Source organism: Acinetobacter sp. 8I-beige (assembly GCF_902505955.1).
Classification (GTDB): Bacteria; Pseudomonadota; Gammaproteobacteria; order Pseudomonadales; family Moraxellaceae; genus Acinetobacter; species Acinetobacter johnsonii.
Window position 1 is genome coordinate 2,029,449 of record NZ_LR732790.1, and the last position, 20,269, is coordinate 2,049,717.

A 20,269-nucleotide genomic window follows, 5' to 3' on the forward strand; every position below is an offset into this window, starting at 1 on the left:
TTTGAATTGTTCAAGATAATAATGATAAAAGGCGTAAACCGACTACGCCACTTTTATCACCAGCAAAACAAGCATCTATTTCAATCAAGAACACTTGGCTGTTTGGAAGTTTTTGGTATTTTTACCGCGCGCACATTGGTAAGAGGTTTTCGTCGCAGTTTTTTCCCAGTCGCCATCGACCAACTTAAAGTTATACACGGTACGCACCGACTTCACCGAATCATCTAACAACCCTGTTTCAGTCACTTTAACTTCTGCCGCAGTCGGTGACTCAACCGTATTAAAGTACTGGCGGATTTCAACCGTAGCCAACTCATTACGCAAATCTGGACGCTCTTTGAGTACCTGAGCCAACGGCGTATCTGACGAACCGACTTTATTCACTAACTCTTTGGTCGTCGCACAACCAGACAATAATCCCACACATACGGCTGAAGCTAAAATAAGACGCAACATAAATCCCACCCAAAATTCATTATTTATCAGTCCATCATGCCTTTTTTAGGCCTATTACACTATTTAGTAAATGTAATTCAGTCCCTTCAACCATAAAAAAGCGCATCATAGTGGATGCGCTTTTAAAACTCAATTCGGACTTAAAGGTCGAATAATTTACCTGGGTTCATAATCCCGTTTGGATCGAAAACTTGCTTCAATGCCTTCATATATTCAATTTCTTCCGCCGAACGCGTGTAGTCAAGGTATGGCTTTTTGGTCATACCGACACCGTGCTCTGCAGAAATTGAACCGTCGTATTTTTTCACGGTTTCAAAGACATATTTATTCACCACCTGACATTTAGCAAAGAACTCATCTTTGCTTAGGTCAGCTGGTTTTAAAATATTTAAGTGTAAATTACCGTCACCAATATGACCGAACCAGCAGATTTCAAAGTCTGGGTAGTTGCTTGCCACAATCGCATCAATTTCTTTAATAAATGCAGGTACATGCGTAATCAACACTGAAATGTCGTTTTTGTATGGTGTAAATGGAGCAATCGACTCAGAAATGTCTTCACGTAAACGCCATAAGCTTTCCACTTGATCGAGGCTTTGGCTCAACACGCCATCCACTACCCAACCTTGTTCCATGCAGTGCTCAAAAATTTCCATCGCCTTGTCCATAATTGGCTCAAATGGCGCTTCAAATTCTAACAATACATAGAATGGACATTCGGTTTCGAACGGACGTTGTACATGACCATGTGCCAACACTTTTTGCATTGCCAGTTCACCAAAGAACTCAAATGCAGTCAGGTCAATTTTTGCTTGGAAAGCATGCAGTACAGGCATCACAGCATCAAAGTCAGGCACGCCCAATACCATTACTTGAAGGTCCTGCGGTTGGCGTTCCAGTTTGATTTCAGCTTCAGTCACTAAGCCCAGTGTCCCTTCACCACCAATGAATAAATGTTGCAGCGCATAACCCGTTGCGTTTTTGATCATACCTTTGTTTAGACGCAGCACATCACCCTTACCTGTGACTACAGTTAAACCAAGTACCCAGTTCCGCGTCATGCCGTATTTAATAACTTTAATGCCGCCTGCATTGGTGCCAATGTTTCCACCAATTTGACTCGAACCCGCAGAAGCAAAATCAACTGGGTAATACATGCCTTGCTCTTCAGCATAGTTTTGCAGCTGTTCAGTCACCACACCTGCTTGGACTCGAACCATACGGTCTGCTGGGAAGAATTCCAAGATTTGGTTCATCTTGTCCATGCTTACCACAATTTCACCGTTGGCAGCGACTGCACCGGCAGATAAGCCAGTACGACCACCTGATGGTGTAATCGCAACATTGAACTCATTTGCAAGTTTCACAACCGCTTGCACTTGTTCCGTGCTCGATGGAAAAACGATGACTGACGGGTTTGGATCAAAATGTTTGGTATGATCGCGTCCCCAATTTTCAAGGCTATCCGCATCGGTTTTAATGCGGTTTTCACCTACAATTGCTGTCAATTGGGTCAATAACTCTGGGGTTAAAGCGACTGGAGCATTCATCGTTTTCAGACCTTGCAAGAAGTAAACAAGTTGTTTGTGGCGCTAGGGTTCTCTGCATGAAAAGCGCTTCATTTCAGTCTTTCCATGCCCTAAGGCTCAGGCAGTTCGTGAGGATTTAAGCAGCAGTGTGCAACTGGCTTATTTTCACGGAGTCATATTATAAGGCATTTTTTCTGTTTCCCGCAGAAAAAGCTGTTTTATTCAGGATACCTTTGAAATGATTAGTTTAATTAGACCAAAAAGACTTTTTTACGCACTATAGAGGCTAAAAATACCCAGCAGAGTCCGCATAAAGGAAATGTATATCGGGCGCGGTACGTGCTATTATATCGCCACTAAATTTGGCCTTTGTAGCGGAGCCGTAATGAGCCAACATCTTTCACTTCCTAAAGATAAAATTCGTTTCTTGTTGTTAGAAGGCGTTCACCAAAACGCAATCGACACACTAAATGCTGCCGGATACACCAACATCGATTATCGTAAAACAGCGCTTGAAGGTGAAGCGTTGAAAGAAGCGATTAAAGATGCACATTTCATTGGTATTCGTTCCCGTACACAACTCACTGAAGAAGTGTTTGAAGCAGCGAATAAATTAATCGCTGTTGGTTGTTTCTGTATTGGTACCAACCAAGTGAACTTAAATGCTGCGATGGTTCGTGGTATTCCAGTATTTAACGCACCATACTCAAATACACGTTCAGTGGCTGAACTTGTACTTGCTGAAGCTATTCTTCTTCTTCGCCGTGTACCTGAAAAATCGACAGATACACATGCAGGCGGTTGGAACAAGTCAGCTGTTGGTTCGTTCGAAACTCGTGGCAAAACTTTAGGGATTGTCGGTTACGGTTCAATCGGTTCACAACTTTCTGTCCTTGCTGAAAGCTTAGGTATGAAAGTAATCTACTTCGACACAGTAACGAAATTACCTTTAGGTAATGCACGTCAAGTCGGTAGCTTAAACGAACTTTTAGCAACTGCTGACGTCGTTTCTTTGCATGTACCTGATGTTCCGTCTACACGTAACTTCATGACCAAAGAAAAATTTGCACAAATGAAAGAAGGTGCAATCTTCATCAATGCTGCACGTGGTACATGCGTAGTAATTGAAGACTTAGCAGATGCCTTGAAATCAGGTCATGTTGCTGGTGCTGCGGTTGACGTATTCCCGAAAGAACCAAAAGCCAATGGTGAAGAGTTCATTTCTCCACTACGTAACATTCCAAACGTGATCTTAACTCCTCACGTGGGCGGTTCGACCATGGAAGCGCAAGCGAACATTGGTTTAGAAGTGGCTGAGAAATTCGTTTCTTATTCAGATAAAGGCATGACTTTATCTGCGGTGAACTTCCCAGAAATCGCGTTACCGTTGACCGAAGGCAAACACCGTTTACTTCACATCCACAAAAACGTTCCAGGCGTGTTGTCAAAAATCAACAACTTGTTTGCTGAACACGGCATCAACATTTCTGGTCAGTCTTTAATGACCAAAGGTGATGTGGGTTACTTGGTGATGGATGTAGACGCAACAGCATCTCAAGAAGCTTTAGATACTCTGCAAGATGTTGAAGGCACAATCCGCGTTCGCGTATTGTTCTAATTCGACTCTATTTAAAAACCACAGCTGCCAAGCTGTGGTTTTTTTATTTTTGAATACTTGTTAAAATTTTATGTGCGACCCAAGCACATTCCCCGCTACTTTTCGCAAGTATTCATTTCTCTATCTAGTATTCTAATAATGCCAAATCTAAAAAGTACTCCCCACCTCCAAGCGACTTTTTTATTGCTGATTGCAATGCTTAGCTTGCAAAGTAGTGGTTCACTGGCCAAAGTTTTGTTTGATCAATTTCCCATTTTAACCGTTTCCGCCATGCGCTTGCTGTTGGGATCAATCATTTTGGCCGTGCTGTTTAAAATTTGGCAGGTTGATTTTAAGCAAGTTAAATATAAAGCCATTCTCAGCTATGGTTTTGCTTTGGCAGGCATGAACCTATTGTTTTATTTATCCATTGCTCGCCTGCCACTCGGCATTGCAGTGTCGTTTGAGTTTATTGGCCCACTCAGTGTTGCTCTGTTTTATGCCAAACAACGCTTTGACTTTGTTTGGGTCGGGCTGGCTATTTTAGGCTTAGTTTTACTGTTTCCTTTCGACCAAGCAGCTCAACCTTTAGATCCTCTTGGGATTGCATTTGCACTAGGTGCAGGTGCATGTTGGGCCTTGTATATCGTGGCGGGACAGCGCCCATCGGGTGTTTCGGGCAATCATACCGTGTGCTTAGGTATGTTTGTCGGCATGCTGATATTAATGCCACTCACCCTGTTCAGTGGTTTACCCACAAATGTGTTTGAACCCTCAAACCTGATCTATTTCGTAGCTTTGGCAGTTTTGGCCAGCGCTTTGCCTTTTAGCTTGGAAATGATTGCGCTACGCAATTTAACCGCTCTAAGTTTTGGAACGCTCATGAGTCTTGAACCTGCTATCGCAGCACTATCCGGTTTTGTATTTCTAGGCGAGCAACTATTGTGGTCACAGTGGCTTGCGCTCAGTGTGATTATTATGGCGTCTATTGGTTGTACCTATACAGCCCAGAAAAACCGAAAAACTACAGTTTAAACCATGTGATCCAGCATTTGAATTTAGCTTTTAAATCCAACGGCTCTATCAATTACTTTTAAATTCATGTCGTTGCATTAAAAAAATTCAGCTTATTCAGCATCCAACTTGGGTGCTGAATCGTTATACTAATCCACCTTCTTAAAAAAAATAGGTCGCTATGACCTGATGTGTGCATGATGCCTAATTCTCAACTGATGGCAGTGATGTTCATGGTCTTGTCCATGCTGTCCTATCAAATCAGTGCTTCTTTTGCCAAGCAGTTGATTGCCGTGCTGGATCCCCTCACCGTGGTGACCCTTAGACTGTGCTTTGCCGCAATTTTAATTGTGCTGATGTTCCGTTCATGGAGCATCATGAAACGCCTACCGCATTTAAAGTGGAAAGATTTACTCAGTTATACAGCAGCCTTATGCCTCATGAATATTTTATTCTACGCTTCGCTGGGTAAACTGCCGCAAGGTATTGCCGTAGGTTTAGAGTTTTTAGGCCCTTTAACTTTAGCGCTACTCTCGATCAAACAACGTCGTGATTATATTTGGGTCGGATTAGCGATTTTAGGCATTGCACTGATGGTGCCGTGGCATCAAGCCAATGCAACCAACTTCTCCTTCTTAGGAGCTGCATTTGCGGTTTCAGCGGGTGCTTGCTGGGCGCTGTATATTTATTTTGGGCAAAAAGTCGTCCGTCAAAATATCGGCATGCATGCTCTCAGTATTGCTATTGTGATCTCAGCCTTGGTGCTTCTGCCCATTAGTGCCACGTATAACCCTACAGCGCTGATGCAAACGGAATACTGGCCCAAAGCCTTATTGATTGCACTACTCGCCACAACCATTCCGTATGCTCTAGACCTGATGGCTTTAAAACGTTTGAGTAAACTTAGCTATGGGACGCTTTCAAGTTTATCACCGGCTTTAGCAGCCTTGGCAGGTTGGTTACTACTAAAAGAGCAAATTAGTATGTGGCAAACGTTGGCGTTGGTTTGCATTATGATTGCCTCTGTTGGTGTTACCTTTAGAGCCAAACCACAAAGTGATGACGCGCTTTAAATCACAAAAGATGGCACTCGCCATCTTTGGTTTAAAATGCACTTAAACCAAACTGTCTTTTTCAATTTTTTTGTACTTTTTGTATTCCTGCTGATACTGCTTGGCGAGCGCAGTCTTTTGAGCATCGAGTAAGATTTTTCCTGCTTGCTGAAAAAAACCATGCTCCTCTTCTTGTAAGTGATGATGTACAGTTTCCGATAATTTTTTTGCAATTGCCAACCAGCCCGGATTTGAGAACTCCGTCTCCGTCAATTGTTCTAATAACTCATCCATTTTATGGTGTTCTGCCAAAGCATGGCGGGTAATGTTGAGGCCCGAATCAGTCATCATTAACGGGATATAAAAATAACGGTCTTCTGCCACAGCATGGGCAAATAATTCATTTTTAAGGCGTTCAAATAGCTCACGGCGCTCAGGCGTATCCCCTGAAGTTTGGAGTAGTCGTTCAGCCAAATTTCGTTGTATAACGTGACTTTCTCTTAAGGCTTCAAATATATTCATTCTATGCTCCAGTTCCATTCAACTTAAAACATCATTTTTTATTGAAAAGCTTCTTGGCACAGCGTTAAGTGCACTGTATTGATCATAAATGCAATAAACGAGAAATGAGGTCACAGACTGCGCGTTTTTTGTAATGAAGTTTTAAAGGTATCGCACCATTACATCAAAAACATTTGATAGCTCAACCTGAGAATTAAAATAGTTACCAAAATAAGAAATAAAATGCGGATAAAACCACTGCCGTATTTCAGCGCCATTTTTACCCCACAAATAGACCCGATCATATTTGCGACGGCCATCGTGCCTCCTACAGCAAAGAGCACATGCCCCGAGGGAATGAAAAAGCTTAGCGCTGCAAGATTGGTCATCACATTGCCAATTTTAGCCAATGCCGCCGCATGCAAAAAATCAACGCGTAAATAGCGAATAAAATAGAAAATAAAGAAGCTGCCCGTACCTGGGCCAAACAAACCATCGTAAAAGCCAATGGCTAAACTTCCAATCCCCGCCAACAGCAAAATTTTAGGCGTCACACGCTGTGCCATATGCACTTGCCCAAATTGCTTCTTCATGAGGGTATATACCGCCATCACAATCAACATGACCAAGACAAAGGGTTGGAGGACTTCTTTTGGAATCATGGCGACACTGGCCGCGCCCCCAAATGAACTGATGGTGGCACACACTGCGACCACAGCCAAAAGTTTCCATTCAAAGCGCACTTTGCGGGCAAAGGAAACGGCTGAAGTGGCTGTACCCACCACTGCCGCTAATTTGTTGGTGCCAAATAAAGTGGCAGGTGCCATTGACGGAAATGCATTCATCAAAGCGGGAATTTGGATCAGCCCACCACCACCGACGGCAGCGTCAATTGCGCCTGCACAAAAGGCAAAAAAGATCAGACTGATAATAATGTCGATGTCCACGCCTTGTCCTTTTTACCGAGTGATATATTTCGATTATAGATTTAAAACCCGCTTTGGAACCAATCTTTTCTTATCAGTAATTTCAGCTAAGCCTAAGCATTTTTCCCCATCGAAAACCAAGACCTGTGCTTCGGCTGTATGCTCAATATTACTTTCCATACCGCGACTAAAGTATTCACTGCGTCCTTCTGGAACTTGTACTTTAGGAAAATGATCTACAGGTGCATATACAGGTAACAACAGTGCTTCGCGCTCTTGTTCAGACAAACTTTCCAAATACTCAATGGTATAACTTGGAATGAGATCAAAATGACCCGTTTTAATGCGGTGTAAATAAGTTAAATGACCATAAGTACCCAATGCCTTCGCAATATCTTCGCCTAAAACACGAATATATGTGCCTTTCGAGCAGGTAATATCGAGGGTGACACTGTCTGCTGTGAATGAAAGCAGCTCAATCGCAGAGATGGTAACTGGACGTGCTTCACGCTCAATCTCAATCCCTTTACGGGCTAACTCATATAAAGGACGACCATCTTTCTTCAAAGCGGAATACATTGGTGGCACTTGCTGAATATCACCCATAAACTGAACCAAAACGGCTTCAATCAACTCTTTGGTTAACTCAGGTACAGCCTGCTCTAACAACCGTTCGCCTTCCACATCACCTGTGGTGGTACTGTGCCCTAGCTGAATGATGGTTTGATAGCGCTTCACCGAGTCCAACAAAAAGTGCGAAAACTTGGTCGCTTCGCCCAAACAAATCGGCAGCAGTCCCGATGCCAATGGATCAAGCGCTCCTGTATGCCCCGCCTTTTGCGCACGGTATAACCAGCGCACTTTTTGCAATGCCGCATTTGAACTGATCCCCAATGGCTTATTCAATAAAAATACACCATTCACGGCACGGCGCTGGATTTTTGAAGCAGATGATTTCATAACATAGACACGTCTTAAAGCTGCCGCAATACTATCAACCGCTTGTCTAGTTTTACAACTTTTCTGTTGTTTATTTGCCCTTTTGTTTCAGAATAAATCGAGTTCAGTCATATGAACCAAATAAAAAATACAATAGGGATGTTAGGCATAGGATATGCAAAAAAAGAAATTATGGCTCATTTTCGCCGTGATCATCGTTGTGATTCTTGGTTTTCTCATTTGGCTCGCACCCAATGCAACTGTTGGCTCAAACCAAGGGCCGATTCGCTCTAGCGCTCAAAATACGACAGGCTTATTACCCGCAGCATCAGACTTGCCACATGCTTCAGGGCTGCCTTTTGTCAGTAACAGCCAACAGGACACCGAAGTCAACTGCCAACTGGTGCTCGACCAAGGTAATCGCTTAGTTGTAAATGAACAAACTCGTAATTGTTTTGAATATTTTATTACCCAATATGGTGAAAAAAATATTGACCAGATCAAGCAAGATTTTAAAGCCTATATCCAGCAAGGTTATCAAGAACCTGCGCTTAAGCAAATTTTAGATCTTTGGACTCGTTATTTAGATTATCGTGTGCAATTGGGTAGTCTGAAGGAGCCAAGCCTAAATAAAGAAGACCCTGAGTACTATCGTAAAATTTTTACTTTGATGAAAAACCTACGCAGCCAGTTCTTTTCTGACTATGAAATCGAAGGTCTCTTTGGCGCTGAAAATACCTACCATGAATATACCTTAGACCGCATGAGCATCATGGCAGATCAGTCCCTGACCGAAGTACAAAAAGCGCAGAAACTGAAAGAGTTGTTTGCTCAACTGCCTGAAGATTGGAAAGAAAACCTAGAACAACTCTCCAAACTCGAAGATCTGCGTAAACTGACCTCAGATATTAAAGCGCGCGGCGGCTCTGCCGAAGAAATTCGCCAAATGCGCCAGAATCTTGTCGGTGCCGAAGCGACCGTACGCCTAGAAAAACTCGACCAAGATCGAAACAATTGGAAATCTCGGGTCAATACTTACTTAGAACAACGCGACAGCATTCTCAACAGCAACATGAGTCAAGACGCGCAGCAACAAGCCATTCAAAAACTACGTGATCAACAGTTTAATAATTCGCAAGAACAACTTCGACTAGGAGCCTTTGAAACCACACATGACACGGGAGGAAAACTTCCGTTCGCAGATTAAAGCTATACCGTGTTTGACTTTTTCAGGATGAAAAAAATGTTTATAACGAAAAGAATGATACAAACAATGTCACTCGTAGGTCTGGTTACCAGCCTTGGACTCAGCGCAACCACAGCCACAGCTGGATTACAGACGGTAACTGCAAGCGTAAAAAGTAATTATGCTCAAACTATATATCCATTGCTATTTACCCATGGCATGTTTGGGTTCAGCCGAGTGGGCGTTGCCGAACTTGGACTGGATTACTGGTATCAAATTTTACCTGACTTGGCTCGAAATGGCGCAACCACCTTTGCAGCACAAATTTCACCTTTAGAGTCAACTGAAGTACGGGGCGAACAGTTACTACAACAAGTTGAAGAGGTCATCGCCCTGACTGGCAAGCCCAAAGTTAATTTGATTGGGCATAGCCATGGTGGACCAACCATTCGCTATGTAGAAGCAGTTAAACCGCAATATGTGGCCTCACTGACAGGCGTGGGAGCAACGTTTAGAGGTTCAAAAGTGGCGGATCAGCTTCTTGCCAATCAAGGCGGAACACAACTACTCAGCCTAGCGGCGGATTATATTATTGGTCCTATGCTTGCTTATGGACAAAGTAACCCTGCATTAAAAAGCAATTTAAAGGCATCGCTCACCTCGATTAGCGAGCAAGGTTCCAGTGCTTTTAATCAGAAATATCCAACATCAGCACTGGCTTCAGACTGTAACAAGAGCGGTGCAACATCCAGCAATGGCGTATATTACTATTCGTGGACAGGTACGTCTCAGGTCACGAACATTCTCGATGTTGCAGATAGTGCGATCTCACTGTTGGGGCCTTTGGCCTATGGCCATTTAGACAATGATGGTTTAGTGGCACGCTGTAGTACACACTTCGGTAAAGTCATCCGTGATAACTATGACTGGAACCATTTAGATGAGGTCAATCAAGTTATGGGGCTACGTGGTCTATTTAGCGCAGACCCTGTTGATGTCTATCGCCAGCATGCCAATCGCTTAAAAATGCAAGGACTCTAATTCTATTTTTCCCTTCGAATCTTCAACGTTTCGGAGGGATGCCTCCTAGAATTATCCAGTTACAAACTGTATTTAATTTAATCGGATTTCTCTACGCTCCTCCTCCCTCACCTTTATACTCATTTTTGACAACTTAAATTGTCGTCATAAAAAATAAAAAACGAGGATGATCAATGAAATATGGATTATTGATAGCTGGACTGCTGTCGACCTGCGCACTTGCAGCTACACAAACGCAAGCAGCTGCTTCACAAATTAAATCAAACTACGTTGCCTCTAATTATGCAAAGACCAAATACCCTTTGGTTTTTGCACATGGTATGGGTGGCTGGATTCGAGCAGGAACCGATGAACTTGGTGTGGATTACTGGTATCAAATCTTGCCAGATTTAGCCCGTAACGGTGCAAACGCATGGGCAACACGCGTTTCGCCATTCAACACATCTGAAGTTCGTGGTGAACAACTGCTGCAACAAGTTGATGAAATCTTAGCGATTACAGGAGCACCCAAAGTCAATTTGCTTGGTCATAGTCACGGCGGACATAGTATTGCCTATGTCTCAAATGTTATGCCCAATAAAATCGCGTCTGCAACAGCCATTTCTAGTCCTTTAAAAGGCTCTCCTGTGGCGGATTTGATTATTTCCGCGCAAGGTACGCCGCTAGAACAACCGTTGGTGGGCTTAATCAACTTTGGGTCCAAGGCTATTGTTTGGGCACAACAGCAAAATCCGAACTCACTTCCACATGATGCACTCGGTGCTGGTAAAAGTTTGAGTCAAGCTGGGTCTAAAGCTTTTGCACAGAAATATCCATTGGGTATGCCAAAAACAAGCTGTGGCGAAGGTTTAGCGAAAGAGAATGGGGTTTATTTTTACTCTTTCTCTGGCAACTCAACATTAACCAATATTCTTGATCCAGACTCATTATTGGGTGCGACAGGCTTACTCATGCAAGCGCCAAATGATAATGATGGCTTAGTCTCACGTTGTAGTGCCAAATATGGCAAGACCGTGCGCGATAACTATAATTGGAACCATTTAGATGTGATTAACCAGTTCTTTGGTCTACGTTCTATTTTTGCTCCAGACCCTGTGGATGTTTATCGTCAACACGCCAACCGTTTGAAGCTTCAAGGACTCTAAAATTTAGGCATAAAAAATGCGCCATTGGGCGCATTTTTTTACTCGTATAAAACTTAAAATTAAGCTTTAACTTTACGAGCTGGTAACTTTTCACGAATACGTGCAGCTTTACCAGACAATTCACGTAGGTAGTAAAGTTTAGCACGACGAACGTCACCACGACGTTTCACTTCGATTTTAGCAACGATTGGAGAGTGAGTTTGGAAAACACGCTCAACACCAACACCGCTAGAAATTTTACGTACTGTGAACGCAGAGTTCAAGCCACGGTTTTTCTTCGCGATTACAACACCTTCAAATGCCTGAAGACGCTCACGGTCACCCTCTTTTACTTTAACCTGAACGATAACTGTATCGCCTGGTGCAAAAGCTGGGATGTCTTGTTTAAGCTGTGCATTTTCAACAGCTTGTACTAAAGGATGCTTACCGCTCATGGGGTATCTCCAATATGTGCGGGTCAGAAGAGGTCTGATATCCGCTGGGTATAGAGGCTAAATCGCATAGACCCGATTATCTTTCTCTTTATGCTTGACCACTTCAATGCACAAAGAGCCTATTAAAAGAATACTCTGAATTAAGTATTCAAATCTGTTAGCCATTTCTTTTGCTGCTTCGTCAACTCCACATTTTCCACCAACTCAGGTCGGCGTTGTTGTGTTCGTTGATAACGCTGCAAAAATCGCCATTTCTCAATATTGGCATGATGTCCCGACTTTAAGACTTCAGGGACATCTAAACCTTCAAAATGGTCTGGCTTGGTATATTGTGGGCAGTCCAAAAGACCATCCACAAATGAGTCTTGCACATGAGACTGTTCATCAGACATTGCACCCGGGAGTCTCCGAATAATACTGTCTAATAAAACCATCGCAGGAAGCTCGCCACCCGATAAAACGTAATCCCCTATGGACCATTCCTGATCAACATATTTTTGGATCAAACGTTCATCGACCCCTTCATAACGACCACACAATACAATCAATCCATCATAGTCGACAAACTGTTGTACTGCAGGCTCATTTAAGGTTTTTCCTTGCGGTGACATATACACCACAGGAACATGAACTGCACCTGCTTGCATGGCAAGCTCTTTGGCATGTTGAATTGCTTTTGCCAGAGGCTCAGCCATCATCACCATACCTGGACCACCACCAAATGGACGTTCATCCACTCGTTTGTAGTTGCCCTCAGCATAATCACGAGGATTAATACAAGTTACTTGTACTAAATCACTTTTTGCTGCACGCCCGCTAATACCGTAGGCTGTAATCGCTTCAAACATTTCAGGAAAAAGCGTAATGACTGCAAAAAACATCGCAGACCCCCCGTATTTCCAAAAATAATTAGTAATCTACGCCCCAATTAACGTAGATACGACCAGCTTCGAGATCAACGCGTTGCACCACATCTTTATGCCATGGAATCATACGCTCTTCAGCATCAACGCTGTCTGGTGTTGCGTGAACTACCATCACATCATTGGCACCTGTCTCAAACATTTCATGGATTTTTCCGAGATTTACTTCTTGTTCTTCATCATCCAAACCTAACACTGTTAAGCCTTTCAAATCTGACCAGTAAAACTCATCCATTCCTGCTTTAGGAAGTTGCGCTTTTGAAATCCAGACATTTGCGCCAACTAGGTTATCTGCTGCAGTGCGATCAATGACGCCTTTTAGCGAAACAACTAAGCCTTTGCCATGCGGTTTCCAACGTTTTACATCTATTGTTTGCCAACCTGCTTTGGTTTCAATGTACCAAGGCAGATAGTCAAAGATGTTGCTCATCGGTTCTGTATTGGAATAGATCCAGAGCCACCCATTTAATCCATATGCTGAACGTAACTGTCCAATCTGAATACGATCTTCGGGAACATTCTGTGTTGGTGTCATGGGCTACCTACTACTTAATTAGCAAAAATTATGCAGTAGCTGCAGCTTTCTTAGCTTGAGCAGCTAAAGAAGCAACACGTTCAGATGGTTGAGCACCTTGAGCAACCCAGTGTGCAAAACGGTCAGCATCTAAACGAAGTTTTTCTGCTTTACCTTGAGCTGTTGGGTTGAAGAAACCAATACGTTCGATGAAACGACCGTCACGTGCATTACGGCTATCAGTTACAATAACTTGATAGAACGGACGTTTTTTAGCACCACCGCGTGCAAGACGAATAACTACCATGATACAACCTTATAGTTTTTACGGATTATCCCTGCCCCGACCACCGGAACATTTCAAACCCCTTTCATAGAGGGCAATATTTTACGTTATCTTTGCTGCGAAAGAAAGATTAAAATTTGTTTATCCACAGTTTTGAATTTATTTTTCATTCCAGCCAAAACATGTATCAGTAGATGCATCAAAGCTATCTTTTCCTTTATACCAGCACTGCTGTCCAGTAGAATTCAAAGTTAAGCCGCCACTGCCTTTTTGCATACCTGAAGAAATTGGTGATGCTGTTAGTGTCCAACTTGTTGCTGCTGCATTAAAAGATAAAGCATATTGATACAGGCCATTCTGAGAATTTGGTGTAGTACTTGAGTATCCTAAACGAGTCAAATTAATTGGCGTAATTGTTGTACCAGATACAGATTGCACAAAAGTATAATTTGCCATTTTGAAACGCTGCAACTGTCCTGCAACTTCCGCAAGCTCCGCCTGTACTTCCGCTCTTTTTGTTTTTTGCACATAACTTTTATATGCTGGTATAGCAAATGCAGCAATAATTCCTAAAATTGCCACAACAATAATTAATTCAACTAGAGTAAAACCGCTTTTTTTTACTGCAATTTCCATGCTTCACTCCCTATACCGCACGTTGTCAGTAATACATTGGCATACGTTTTGTTCTTACAGCTGGTACCCTTGCTATTGATCAAATAGCTGTACATTCTATCATCCGCAGACAAAGCTCGAATTACCCAATTCCGTCCAAGTGGTGCAGGACTTGCATTTAACTTTATCGGAGAAGCATCTGAAGAATCACCATCCATCACTTCAATTTTATATTTTGCCGTTGTTGCTGTTGCACCAGACGGTAAATACAGAGGATCAGGAGACAATACATAACCCAAATAGTTAAACTGCCTAGATTTCTGATGCTCTAAATCTCGCATGATTTTCTGGATTTCTTGCTGTGCGCTATTTTCCATCGATTTACGCACATATGCTTGATAGTTTGGCAATGCGATGGCTGCCACAACGGCAACCACCATCACAACCACCATCAGCTCTACAAGTGTAAATCCTTTCATTTTGATGATCATTTACACTGCATCCTTAATTTTTCTCATACCAGCTTTGCGGAATCAATTTATTGGCTGCACCATATGTTATGCCCGTAATTTTATTCCCGTTCGGCAAACTTCCTAATGGGGTAATAATACGACGGTCAGCACCCGATGTACCTGGTCCCATGGTAATACCTAAAAGCCCCTTGCCTAATACCAGCGTATTGTTTGCAACAGTATCACCATTTAGACATTGGCCATACGGCATGCAGAAACGGTGCGCGCGGCTATTTCCATAGATCCCTGCACCGCATGATTCAGTTGTCCCCACGCCCTCTGCATCAAAGGTACTGACATAAAGGTCATTATCAATAGCAATCAAATCACCCTGAACTTTTTCAATTGCTCTACGAGTATCATTAGATGCTAAATTAGGCGATATAAAAGAGTAGTACCATCCTTTATAATTTGAATTCTCTTTATTGGCAGCCAAATTTGCAGGCGGTGTCCCTGCTGTTGTAGCGTTTAGTTCACGATTTGCACTTGTTAACTCGTACAAATTGGACAGTGTTGGACTCGTTGGCAATGTCACTGCCGCAGGATCAGTATCCGTTACGACCTTGTCATAAATATTATAAATTGCATCATTTGTTAATGTTGTATTTAGCGCATCGTTTTCACCAGTTACAATATAACCAGTATTTACTTTTTTACCCAGCAATGGCGTACTGCGGTTTCCTGAACCTATACTGATCACAGCAAATAGTCCGCCTGTTCCTTGGTACACGGTAAAGGCTGGCATTTCATAAAAACGCGGGCTGACACCATTGGCCACATGGCCATTATAAATGCGAGTAATTTGTTTGGCATAATTCGCTGCTGTGCCGCTCGCACTATGTGTGCTATTTAAATCCACACGGAATACTTGCCCGCCCAAATCACCAAAATACAAATGATCGACATCGCCATCACCATCGCGGTCAACCCCTTTAATTTGACTCACAACACTGTACTTTAACTCATTACCATCACCAATATATGGTGCAACGGCTGGCTTAGTTGCATCTTTAGCATCATAGGTTGACCATAAAAATTCACCCGTATTGGCATCAAACATATAAACGCCCGCGCCCACGCCACTGGTCTGATCATAGTTAAAGGTTTCATAGCCAGAGTCATAACCACCGCCAACAAACATCACTAAACGACGTTTACCTTTCCATTGCACATTGGCAATGGTTGGCTTAGACCAGCTTTGGCCCATTTTTGCTAAGTTCGCATAACGTGTTGTTTGATCAGAAGGCGTCGCAAAACCATCCACACTGCTTGTAACAGGGTTAATACGGAACTTCACAGCTGGTGAATCCAAATTTGTTAAATCTAAAGCGTAATAGCTTCGCCCGCCCATGCGTAGACCACCATAGACCCATTGTTTACCATACTTTAAAGATGTGTCATAAACTTTAAACGTTTCATCTACATTGTTATAAACATATTCTGTATGTGCTGTCCAAGCGCCATCCACACCATAGTACAAATTATTCATTCCATTTGTAGTACTACCCTCCACAACAGTTTGCGGCGGATCTAAAAATGCCTTTCCTTGGGCCGCCAGCATTTCTTGAGGGACAAATGCAAAAACTTCCTCTCCAGCTGTATTTCCAACAGTCGTTATCTCATCTGACTTTCCTGCTTTCACAACATGCAGCACACCTTGCGTTGTACCAAATAGGATATAGTCATCCCGATTTGTTGTATCATTATACGCAGCTCGTGCAGCTACAGCTGGTTGTGCTGGTTCAGTTGTTGTCGCAGGCACCGCTTCTTTTGCAGCTTGTGCAGGAACAAAAGTAATCTTGCCTGATTGTGTTAACAAAACAGGCGTGGAGTGCATAACAGCACCGACTTGACGTAATTCAGGCGCTGAAGCCATCAAGGTTTCTACAGATTGAGCTGTTGTTAGGCCAGCGACCTGAGCTGTAGTTACATTATATCCTAACAACCCTAAATAATAGCCACGTGTTGCTGGAGCACCTTTAATATAAGCTTCATCCACAGCAGTAAGTGTTGTTCCATCGCTAGTAAATACTTTGCGATTTAAATTCGAACCAGTTTTTTTCAAATTTAAACGGCTGAGTAAACCACCTAATGCTTTTAAACTTTGCTGATCAGCCGTCAAAGTTGTACCCGTCGCATAATTTGGCGTCCAGAGGTCTTCATTGGTTGTATTTAAAACACCTGCACTGCTAAATAATGCAGCATTATTTTTATCTTTTAATAATCCTTCATCGACTTTATATTTTTTCAAATTCCCTGCCCATGTACGAAACTCTTCTGACGGTTTCGGTTGAAATTGCGGAAAATAGGCATAAGGCTGAATGACCGAAGTATTCAGTACATCTTGCGGAATAGCCGATGTACCTGTAGTAATAGCAGGAATTGGAACTTTAATCGAATCAACAAAGTTCTGTACGCTATTAACAATATCACTCGTATTTGACGCACTATACCATCCGCCTTTACCTGCAACAGCTGCTTTTGCTGCATCCAAAGCATTTCCAGTAAAATAACCACTTAGAGTGGAATCTGTATAATTGCTTTTTGGATTATAGACAATATTATTTCCATTGGAATCAGTAAAACTAAAGTCATTGCCAAAACCAACAATTGCAGTCTTTACTTCAACATTCGATGTATTATTTTTGTTGTACAAGAAGCCTGCTGCATTAGCAACACAAGACCATGAATCAGTACAATTACCTGTTGACCATCCCCAGCCCGATGAATATGTTAACTTCGAACCAGTTTTCAAATAATTATTAATATAATTTTCATTATTATCTGTTACCGCAAGTGAAAAACTGTCTCCCGTTGGAGCACCATCTGTTAAGTAATAAAGCCCATATCCAGCACATGCTGTTTCTGCTGTAGATACATGTTTCATTAAACCAGCTGCACCAACAGAATATGCTCGAGCGATTGGTGTCCCCCCATCAGCATTCCATTGTGTCAAAATATTTAATAATCTAGCTTTATTTGTATCATTTAATACAAGTGGTGAAGACAACACAGCTGGGGTTGCTTTATAAAAAGTAGTAAAACCAATTGAAGAAGTTGGCGGTAAAGGAGTATTTGTTGTTGTTGTTCCAGCAACAGACGAACTACCAACAATTAAGTCAAAAAGGCTACGCTTCAGCATTGTGACACGATCAGGACAACTATATTTTGTCCCCGTTTCTGTCCTACTGATGGTAGTATTAGGAGTCGTTAAAATATAGCTTCTAGTTCTGATCTTATTTTGACCGTTACCACTTTCACTCTGATTAAAATAATCCCCTTGTGTTTGAGCTGTATTACGCCATGATGTACTGTTACTTAATGGCTGTTGTAAACACGATCCTTGTATTCTGTTTTTCAATAGTGCAGGCAAACCACTATATGAATCATTAACAATTGTTGAGGTTTCATTTACATTTTTAAGAGCAGGTGGTGAACTTGACTTAACTGTCCAATCCCCGTTCCCCCGTCTTTCTTCGACGATAGTTACCTCACTTGCCGTCCCAGTTGTCACTAAAGTAGATGTGCTATTTTTAATAAAACAGTATTGTCCTGAGTAACTATAAGTAGTTCCTTTTAATTCAGTGGAGATATTATGATTCTCATTTTCACATGAATTATTATTAAAAAAATCGGTCTGTATAGGCGAGGAACCCGCCATTGACCCCGAAAGATCCAGCAAAAACATTAAGGTCGCACCACCATTGGTCGGCGCTTTATAAATCTCAATATCGCTGGCATAAGTCGCCGCTGTTTGACACAACATTGCAGTCGAGAGGGCTGTTAAACTGGTCACTAAACCTTGTTTGTATTTTTTAGCTTTCATTTTCATATCCTCATTACTTGCTTAATGTTTGCGTCAAAGCATAATTGGCAACTTGTGTATGCGTAGGCACACCGAGGTTCGCCAGACAAGCTGAAACCGTCACTTTAGCCAATTCCAAACTTGCTTTCTTTGCCTCACTCTCAGCCTTATCGTCTGCTGAGGTCGTTGGGTCATTAATCTTTGCATTTTCACTTAAAATATCCACATCCAACTCACTTTGCTTGTCAGAAGGAATACTGTTAAAACGTGAGTTGAAGCATGTGTTTACTGCTGTTTTTAGCGCACTGTCACTCAACTCACTTGAGCTTAAATTTGGAAAAATTGAAGTCGCATAAATGGTATACATTTGCGCTGGGTCTTTTTTGGAAGATTCAGGATCCGTACCCTTTTGCATATGCTGGAAAGCAATCGCATCTTTTGCATCCATCGCTTTAACGGCAATTTGCGTTATAACGGCACTACGTCCTGATGTAAAAAAACCGCTCTCCATTTTACAAAAACCAGTACTGCCCAGACCATCATTTGTAATAGAAGAACCATTCCAGCTAATCAAGCTTGACTTCGAAAGGCTAAAAAAGTCCGTATTTCCAGATTTGAAACAAAAGACCAGTTCTTTACCCACATTATCTTCACCTTTGATGTAGCCAAACATACCGTTCAGCGCCATGCTTCTCATCAATTGCGCGGGATCTTCAATCTTAAATAATGCAGCATCTGAGTTCTGCAGCAGCAGCTGCTGCGCCTGACTCATAGTAGACACCTTTAAAGAAAGTACACTCGATCGAATTGCCAAACTACCTATTAGCGTAATCGCAACCAATAACAGCAATACAATAATTAAAGTCGCTCCAACTTGTTTTTTTCTCATGAACGGTCTCCCAGTGCATTCCTTAAAGCAACTGTCTGCATAATTGGTGTTCTAAGATAACGGTTCGGAAAAGTCGTTTTTTGTGTAAATGTTTGGCCTAATAAAGAAAATTCTTGAGTTGTAGAAATCGAACGCTCACCGCTTCCATCTGGTGCACGAGCAATAATCCCAAGCTGCACAGCTAAAATACGCGGTTTAGCCACACTAGTGTTATATTCCGCAACAGTCATGTAACGCTTGCCCGCCACCAGAAAACGCACATGGAACAAATCTACCCTTTTCATAATAATTTGCCCGCTTCCATATATGCCATCCGTAGCCGCAGCCTCTAAATCTGTATCAGAGCTTTCATACTGACTGGCAGCGCATGCCAAGGCCGAACGTTCGGCAGCCGTACCGCCTCCATTCGCATCTGTTCGTACAAAATAACGCTCAACAACATATGAAGAGTTTATTAAATTACCCTCACAGTCATAACCGCCTGCCTGCGTTGGCCTATACTGAATTACCAACTGATCATTTACAGCGTCAGTATAAGTTGTGTTGATTTTTGAACGCATATTACTTGTATGCGTACTAATATTTGCTGTTATAAATTTTGCATTAAAATCAGTAGGTAAGCCTGTCAAACTGGAGCTAAGATTAGCTTTACTAAAAACAATGCCTGAAAATTGAGAGGCATTGTTTAAACTGGCAGAAGGACTATTTAAATTTGCATTTCGAATATTTTTCGCAATGTAGTTCAAACCGAAGTTTTGATCATCCTGCAAATCCGCAGCGCTTTTTTGCATTGCTACATTTCGCTGGCCGCTTAAAAACAGCATTAAAGCTGAAGCAACTATAATCAACCCCAAACCAATTGAAATCATCAGCTCTATAAGTGTAAATCCGGCTTGCTTTTTCAT

20 protein-coding genes are annotated in these 20,269 nt (G+C 42.2%); 6 read left to right on the forward strand and 14 right to left on the reverse strand.

Features of this window, described 5'->3' with window-relative positions; translation table 11 throughout:
- Positions 1–84 precede the first annotated feature (84 nt).
- Positions 85–456 (reverse strand): hypothetical protein, encoded by a 372-nt coding sequence (locus GVX98_RS09740; protein WP_004978014.1) that lies wholly within the window; start codon positions 454–456, stop codon positions 85–87.
- 140 nt (positions 457–596) lie between these two features.
- Entirely contained in the window at positions 597–2,006 is a 1,410-nt protein-coding gene (locus tag GVX98_RS09745; protein WP_159127905.1) for an FAD-binding oxidoreductase, read from the reverse strand.
- A 364-nt stretch (positions 2,007–2,370) separates the two neighbouring features.
- Here GVX98_RS09745 and serA point away from each other — a divergent pair, with 364 nt between their 5' ends.
- From serA to GVX98_RS09760, 3 genes are all read left to right on the forward strand, one after another.
- Entirely contained in the window at positions 2,371–3,603 is a 1,233-nt protein-coding gene (gene serA, locus GVX98_RS09750; RefSeq protein WP_094148681.1) for a phosphoglycerate dehydrogenase, read from the forward strand.
- 138 nt (positions 3,604–3,741) lie between these two features.
- On the forward strand, positions 3,742–4,617 hold the full coding sequence (locus tag GVX98_RS09755; RefSeq protein WP_159127906.1) for an EamA family transporter: 876 nt from the start codon (positions 3,742–3,744) through the stop codon (positions 4,615–4,617).
- Positions 4,618–4,796: 179 nt separating this feature from the next.
- Positions 4,797–5,669: a DMT family transporter gene (locus GVX98_RS09760; protein WP_159127981.1), complete on the forward strand. Its 873-nt coding sequence runs from the start codon at positions 4,797–4,799 to the stop codon at positions 5,667–5,669.
- Positions 5,670–5,711: 42 nt separating this feature from the next.
- On the opposite strand, the gene GVX98_RS09765 is transcribed toward GVX98_RS09760, so the two are convergent.
- The 3 genes from GVX98_RS09765 to truB form a co-directional block, all read right to left on the reverse strand.
- The gene (locus GVX98_RS09765; RefSeq protein WP_004978028.1) at positions 5,712–6,170 is read right to left on the reverse strand and encodes a hemerythrin domain-containing protein; all 459 of its coding nucleotides are present in this window, start codon (positions 6,168–6,170) and stop codon (positions 5,712–5,714) included.
- A gap of 158 nt (positions 6,171–6,328) precedes the next feature.
- Complete coding sequence (locus GVX98_RS09770; protein WP_062032328.1) at positions 6,329–7,096, reverse strand: TSUP family transporter; 768 nt, start codon at positions 7,094–7,096, stop codon at positions 6,329–6,331.
- Between the two features lie 33 nt (positions 7,097–7,129).
- Positions 7,130–8,035, reverse strand: a complete 906-nt coding sequence (gene truB, locus GVX98_RS09775) for a tRNA pseudouridine(55) synthase TruB (protein WP_159127907.1) — start codon at positions 8,033–8,035, stop codon at positions 7,130–7,132.
- A 154-nt stretch (positions 8,036–8,189) separates the two neighbouring features.
- On the opposite strand from truB, the gene GVX98_RS09780 reads away from it, so the two are divergent.
- From GVX98_RS09780 to GVX98_RS09790, 3 genes are all read left to right on the forward strand, one after another.
- Complete coding sequence (locus GVX98_RS09780; RefSeq protein ID WP_159127908.1) at positions 8,190–9,221, forward strand: lipase secretion chaperone; 1,032 nt, start codon at positions 8,190–8,192, stop codon at positions 9,219–9,221.
- Between the two features lie 54 nt (positions 9,222–9,275).
- Positions 9,276–10,241, forward strand: a complete 966-nt coding sequence (locus GVX98_RS09785) for a triacylglycerol lipase (protein ID WP_159127909.1) — start codon at positions 9,276–9,278, stop codon at positions 10,239–10,241.
- 173 nt (positions 10,242–10,414) lie between these two features.
- Positions 10,415–11,386: a triacylglycerol lipase gene (locus GVX98_RS09790; protein ID WP_004978033.1), complete on the forward strand. Its 972-nt coding sequence runs from the start codon at positions 10,415–10,417 to the stop codon at positions 11,384–11,386.
- A 59-nt stretch (positions 11,387–11,445) separates the two neighbouring features.
- On the opposite strand, the gene rplS is transcribed toward GVX98_RS09790, so the two are convergent.
- The 9 genes from rplS to GVX98_RS09835 all read right to left on the reverse strand — a co-directional run bounded on the left by rplS (position 11,446) and on the right by GVX98_RS09835 (position 20,269).
- Positions 11,446–11,820 (reverse strand): 50S ribosomal protein L19, encoded by a 375-nt coding sequence (gene rplS, locus GVX98_RS09795; RefSeq protein WP_004691454.1) that lies wholly within the window; start codon positions 11,818–11,820, stop codon positions 11,446–11,448.
- A 140-nt stretch (positions 11,821–11,960) separates the two neighbouring features.
- Positions 11,961–12,701 (reverse strand): tRNA (guanosine(37)-N1)-methyltransferase TrmD, encoded by a 741-nt coding sequence (trmD, locus tag GVX98_RS09800; protein WP_094148539.1) that lies wholly within the window; start codon positions 12,699–12,701, stop codon positions 11,961–11,963.
- 28 nt (positions 12,702–12,729) lie between these two features.
- A complete protein-coding gene (gene rimM, locus GVX98_RS09805; RefSeq protein ID WP_004978035.1) occupies positions 12,730–13,278 on the reverse strand; it encodes a ribosome maturation factor RimM in 549 nt (182 codons plus the stop codon).
- 28 nt (positions 13,279–13,306) lie between these two features.
- The gene (rpsP, locus tag GVX98_RS09810) at positions 13,307–13,564 is read right to left on the reverse strand and encodes a 30S ribosomal protein S16 (protein ID WP_004718284.1); all 258 of its coding nucleotides are present in this window, start codon (positions 13,562–13,564) and stop codon (positions 13,307–13,309) included.
- Positions 13,565–13,702: 138 nt separating this feature from the next.
- Positions 13,703–14,179 (reverse strand): type IV pilin protein, encoded by a 477-nt coding sequence (locus GVX98_RS09815; RefSeq protein ID WP_159127910.1) that lies wholly within the window; start codon positions 14,177–14,179, stop codon positions 13,703–13,705.
- Positions 14,164–14,637, reverse strand: coding sequence for a type IV pilin protein (locus GVX98_RS09820; RefSeq protein WP_279734661.1), 474 nt, complete (start codon positions 14,635–14,637; stop codon positions 14,164–14,166). The genes GVX98_RS09815 and GVX98_RS09820 overlap by 16 nt, the downstream gene beginning before the upstream one ends.
- 25 nt (positions 14,638–14,662) lie before the next feature.
- Positions 14,663–18,496 (reverse strand): PilC/PilY family type IV pilus protein, encoded by a 3,834-nt coding sequence (locus GVX98_RS09825; protein WP_159127912.1) that lies wholly within the window; start codon positions 18,494–18,496, stop codon positions 14,663–14,665.
- 13 nt (positions 18,497–18,509) lie between these two features.
- Positions 18,510–19,364 carry a pilus assembly protein PilX gene (locus tag GVX98_RS09830; protein ID WP_159127913.1) on the reverse strand — a complete coding sequence of 285 codons (855 nt, stop codon included), beginning with the start codon at positions 19,362–19,364 and terminating at the stop codon, positions 18,510–18,512.
- Positions 19,361–20,269 carry a PilW family protein gene (locus GVX98_RS09835; RefSeq protein ID WP_159127914.1) on the reverse strand — a complete coding sequence of 303 codons (909 nt, stop codon included), beginning with the start codon at positions 20,267–20,269 and terminating at the stop codon, positions 19,361–19,363. Before GVX98_RS09835 ends, GVX98_RS09830 begins: the two co-directional genes overlap by 4 nt.

Coding starts and splice junctions, on each gene's coding strand:
- GVX98_RS09815 (WP_159127910.1), bottom strand. CDS start 14,179: ATGGAAATTGCAGTAAAAAAAAGCGGTTTTACTCTAGTTGAATTAATT.
- GVX98_RS09745 (WP_159127905.1), bottom strand. CDS start 2,006: ATGAATGCTCCAGTCGCTTTAACCCCAGAGTTATTGACCCAATTGACA.
- GVX98_RS09780 (WP_159127908.1), top strand. CDS start 8,190: ATGCAAAAAAAGAAATTATGGCTCATTTTCGCCGTGATCATCGTTGTG.
- GVX98_RS09830 (WP_159127913.1), bottom strand. CDS start 19,364: ATGAGAAAAAAACAAGTTGGAGCGACTTTAATTATTGTATTGCTGTTA.
- rpsP (WP_004718284.1), bottom strand. CDS start 13,564: ATGGTAGTTATTCGTCTTGCACGCGGTGGTGCTAAAAAACGTCCGTTC.
- serA (WP_094148681.1), top strand. CDS start 2,371: ATGAGCCAACATCTTTCACTTCCTAAAGATAAAATTCGTTTCTTGTTG.
- rplS (WP_004691454.1), bottom strand. CDS start 11,820: ATGAGCGGTAAGCATCCTTTAGTACAAGCTGTTGAAAATGCACAGCTT.
- rimM (WP_004978035.1), bottom strand. CDS start 13,278: ATGACACCAACACAGAATGTTCCCGAAGATCGTATTCAGATTGGACAG.
- GVX98_RS09785 (WP_159127909.1), top strand. CDS start 9,276: ATGATACAAACAATGTCACTCGTAGGTCTGGTTACCAGCCTTGGACTC.
- GVX98_RS09760 (WP_159127981.1), top strand. CDS start 4,797: ATGCCTAATTCTCAACTGATGGCAGTGATGTTCATGGTCTTGTCCATG.
- GVX98_RS09740 (WP_004978014.1), bottom strand. CDS start 456: ATGTTGCGTCTTATTTTAGCTTCAGCCGTATGTGTGGGATTATTGTCT.
- GVX98_RS09820 (WP_279734661.1), bottom strand. CDS start 14,637: ATGAAAGGATTTACACTTGTAGAGCTGATGGTGGTTGTGATGGTGGTT.
- GVX98_RS09765 (WP_004978028.1), bottom strand. CDS start 6,170: ATGAATATATTTGAAGCCTTAAGAGAAAGTCACGTTATACAACGAAAT.
- trmD (WP_094148539.1), bottom strand. CDS start 12,701: ATGTTTTTTGCAGTCATTACGCTTTTTCCTGAAATGTTTGAAGCGATT.
- GVX98_RS09790 (WP_004978033.1), top strand. CDS start 10,415: ATGAAATATGGATTATTGATAGCTGGACTGCTGTCGACCTGCGCACTT.
- GVX98_RS09825 (WP_159127912.1), bottom strand. CDS start 18,496: ATGAAAGCTAAAAAATACAAACAAGGTTTAGTGACCAGTTTAACAGCC.
- truB (WP_159127907.1), bottom strand. CDS start 8,035: ATGAAATCATCTGCTTCAAAAATCCAGCGCCGTGCCGTGAATGGTGTA.
- GVX98_RS09755 (WP_159127906.1), top strand. CDS start 3,742: ATGCCAAATCTAAAAAGTACTCCCCACCTCCAAGCGACTTTTTTATTG.
- GVX98_RS09835 (WP_159127914.1), bottom strand. CDS start 20,269: ATGAAAAAGCAAGCCGGATTTACACTTATAGAGCTGATGATTTCAATT.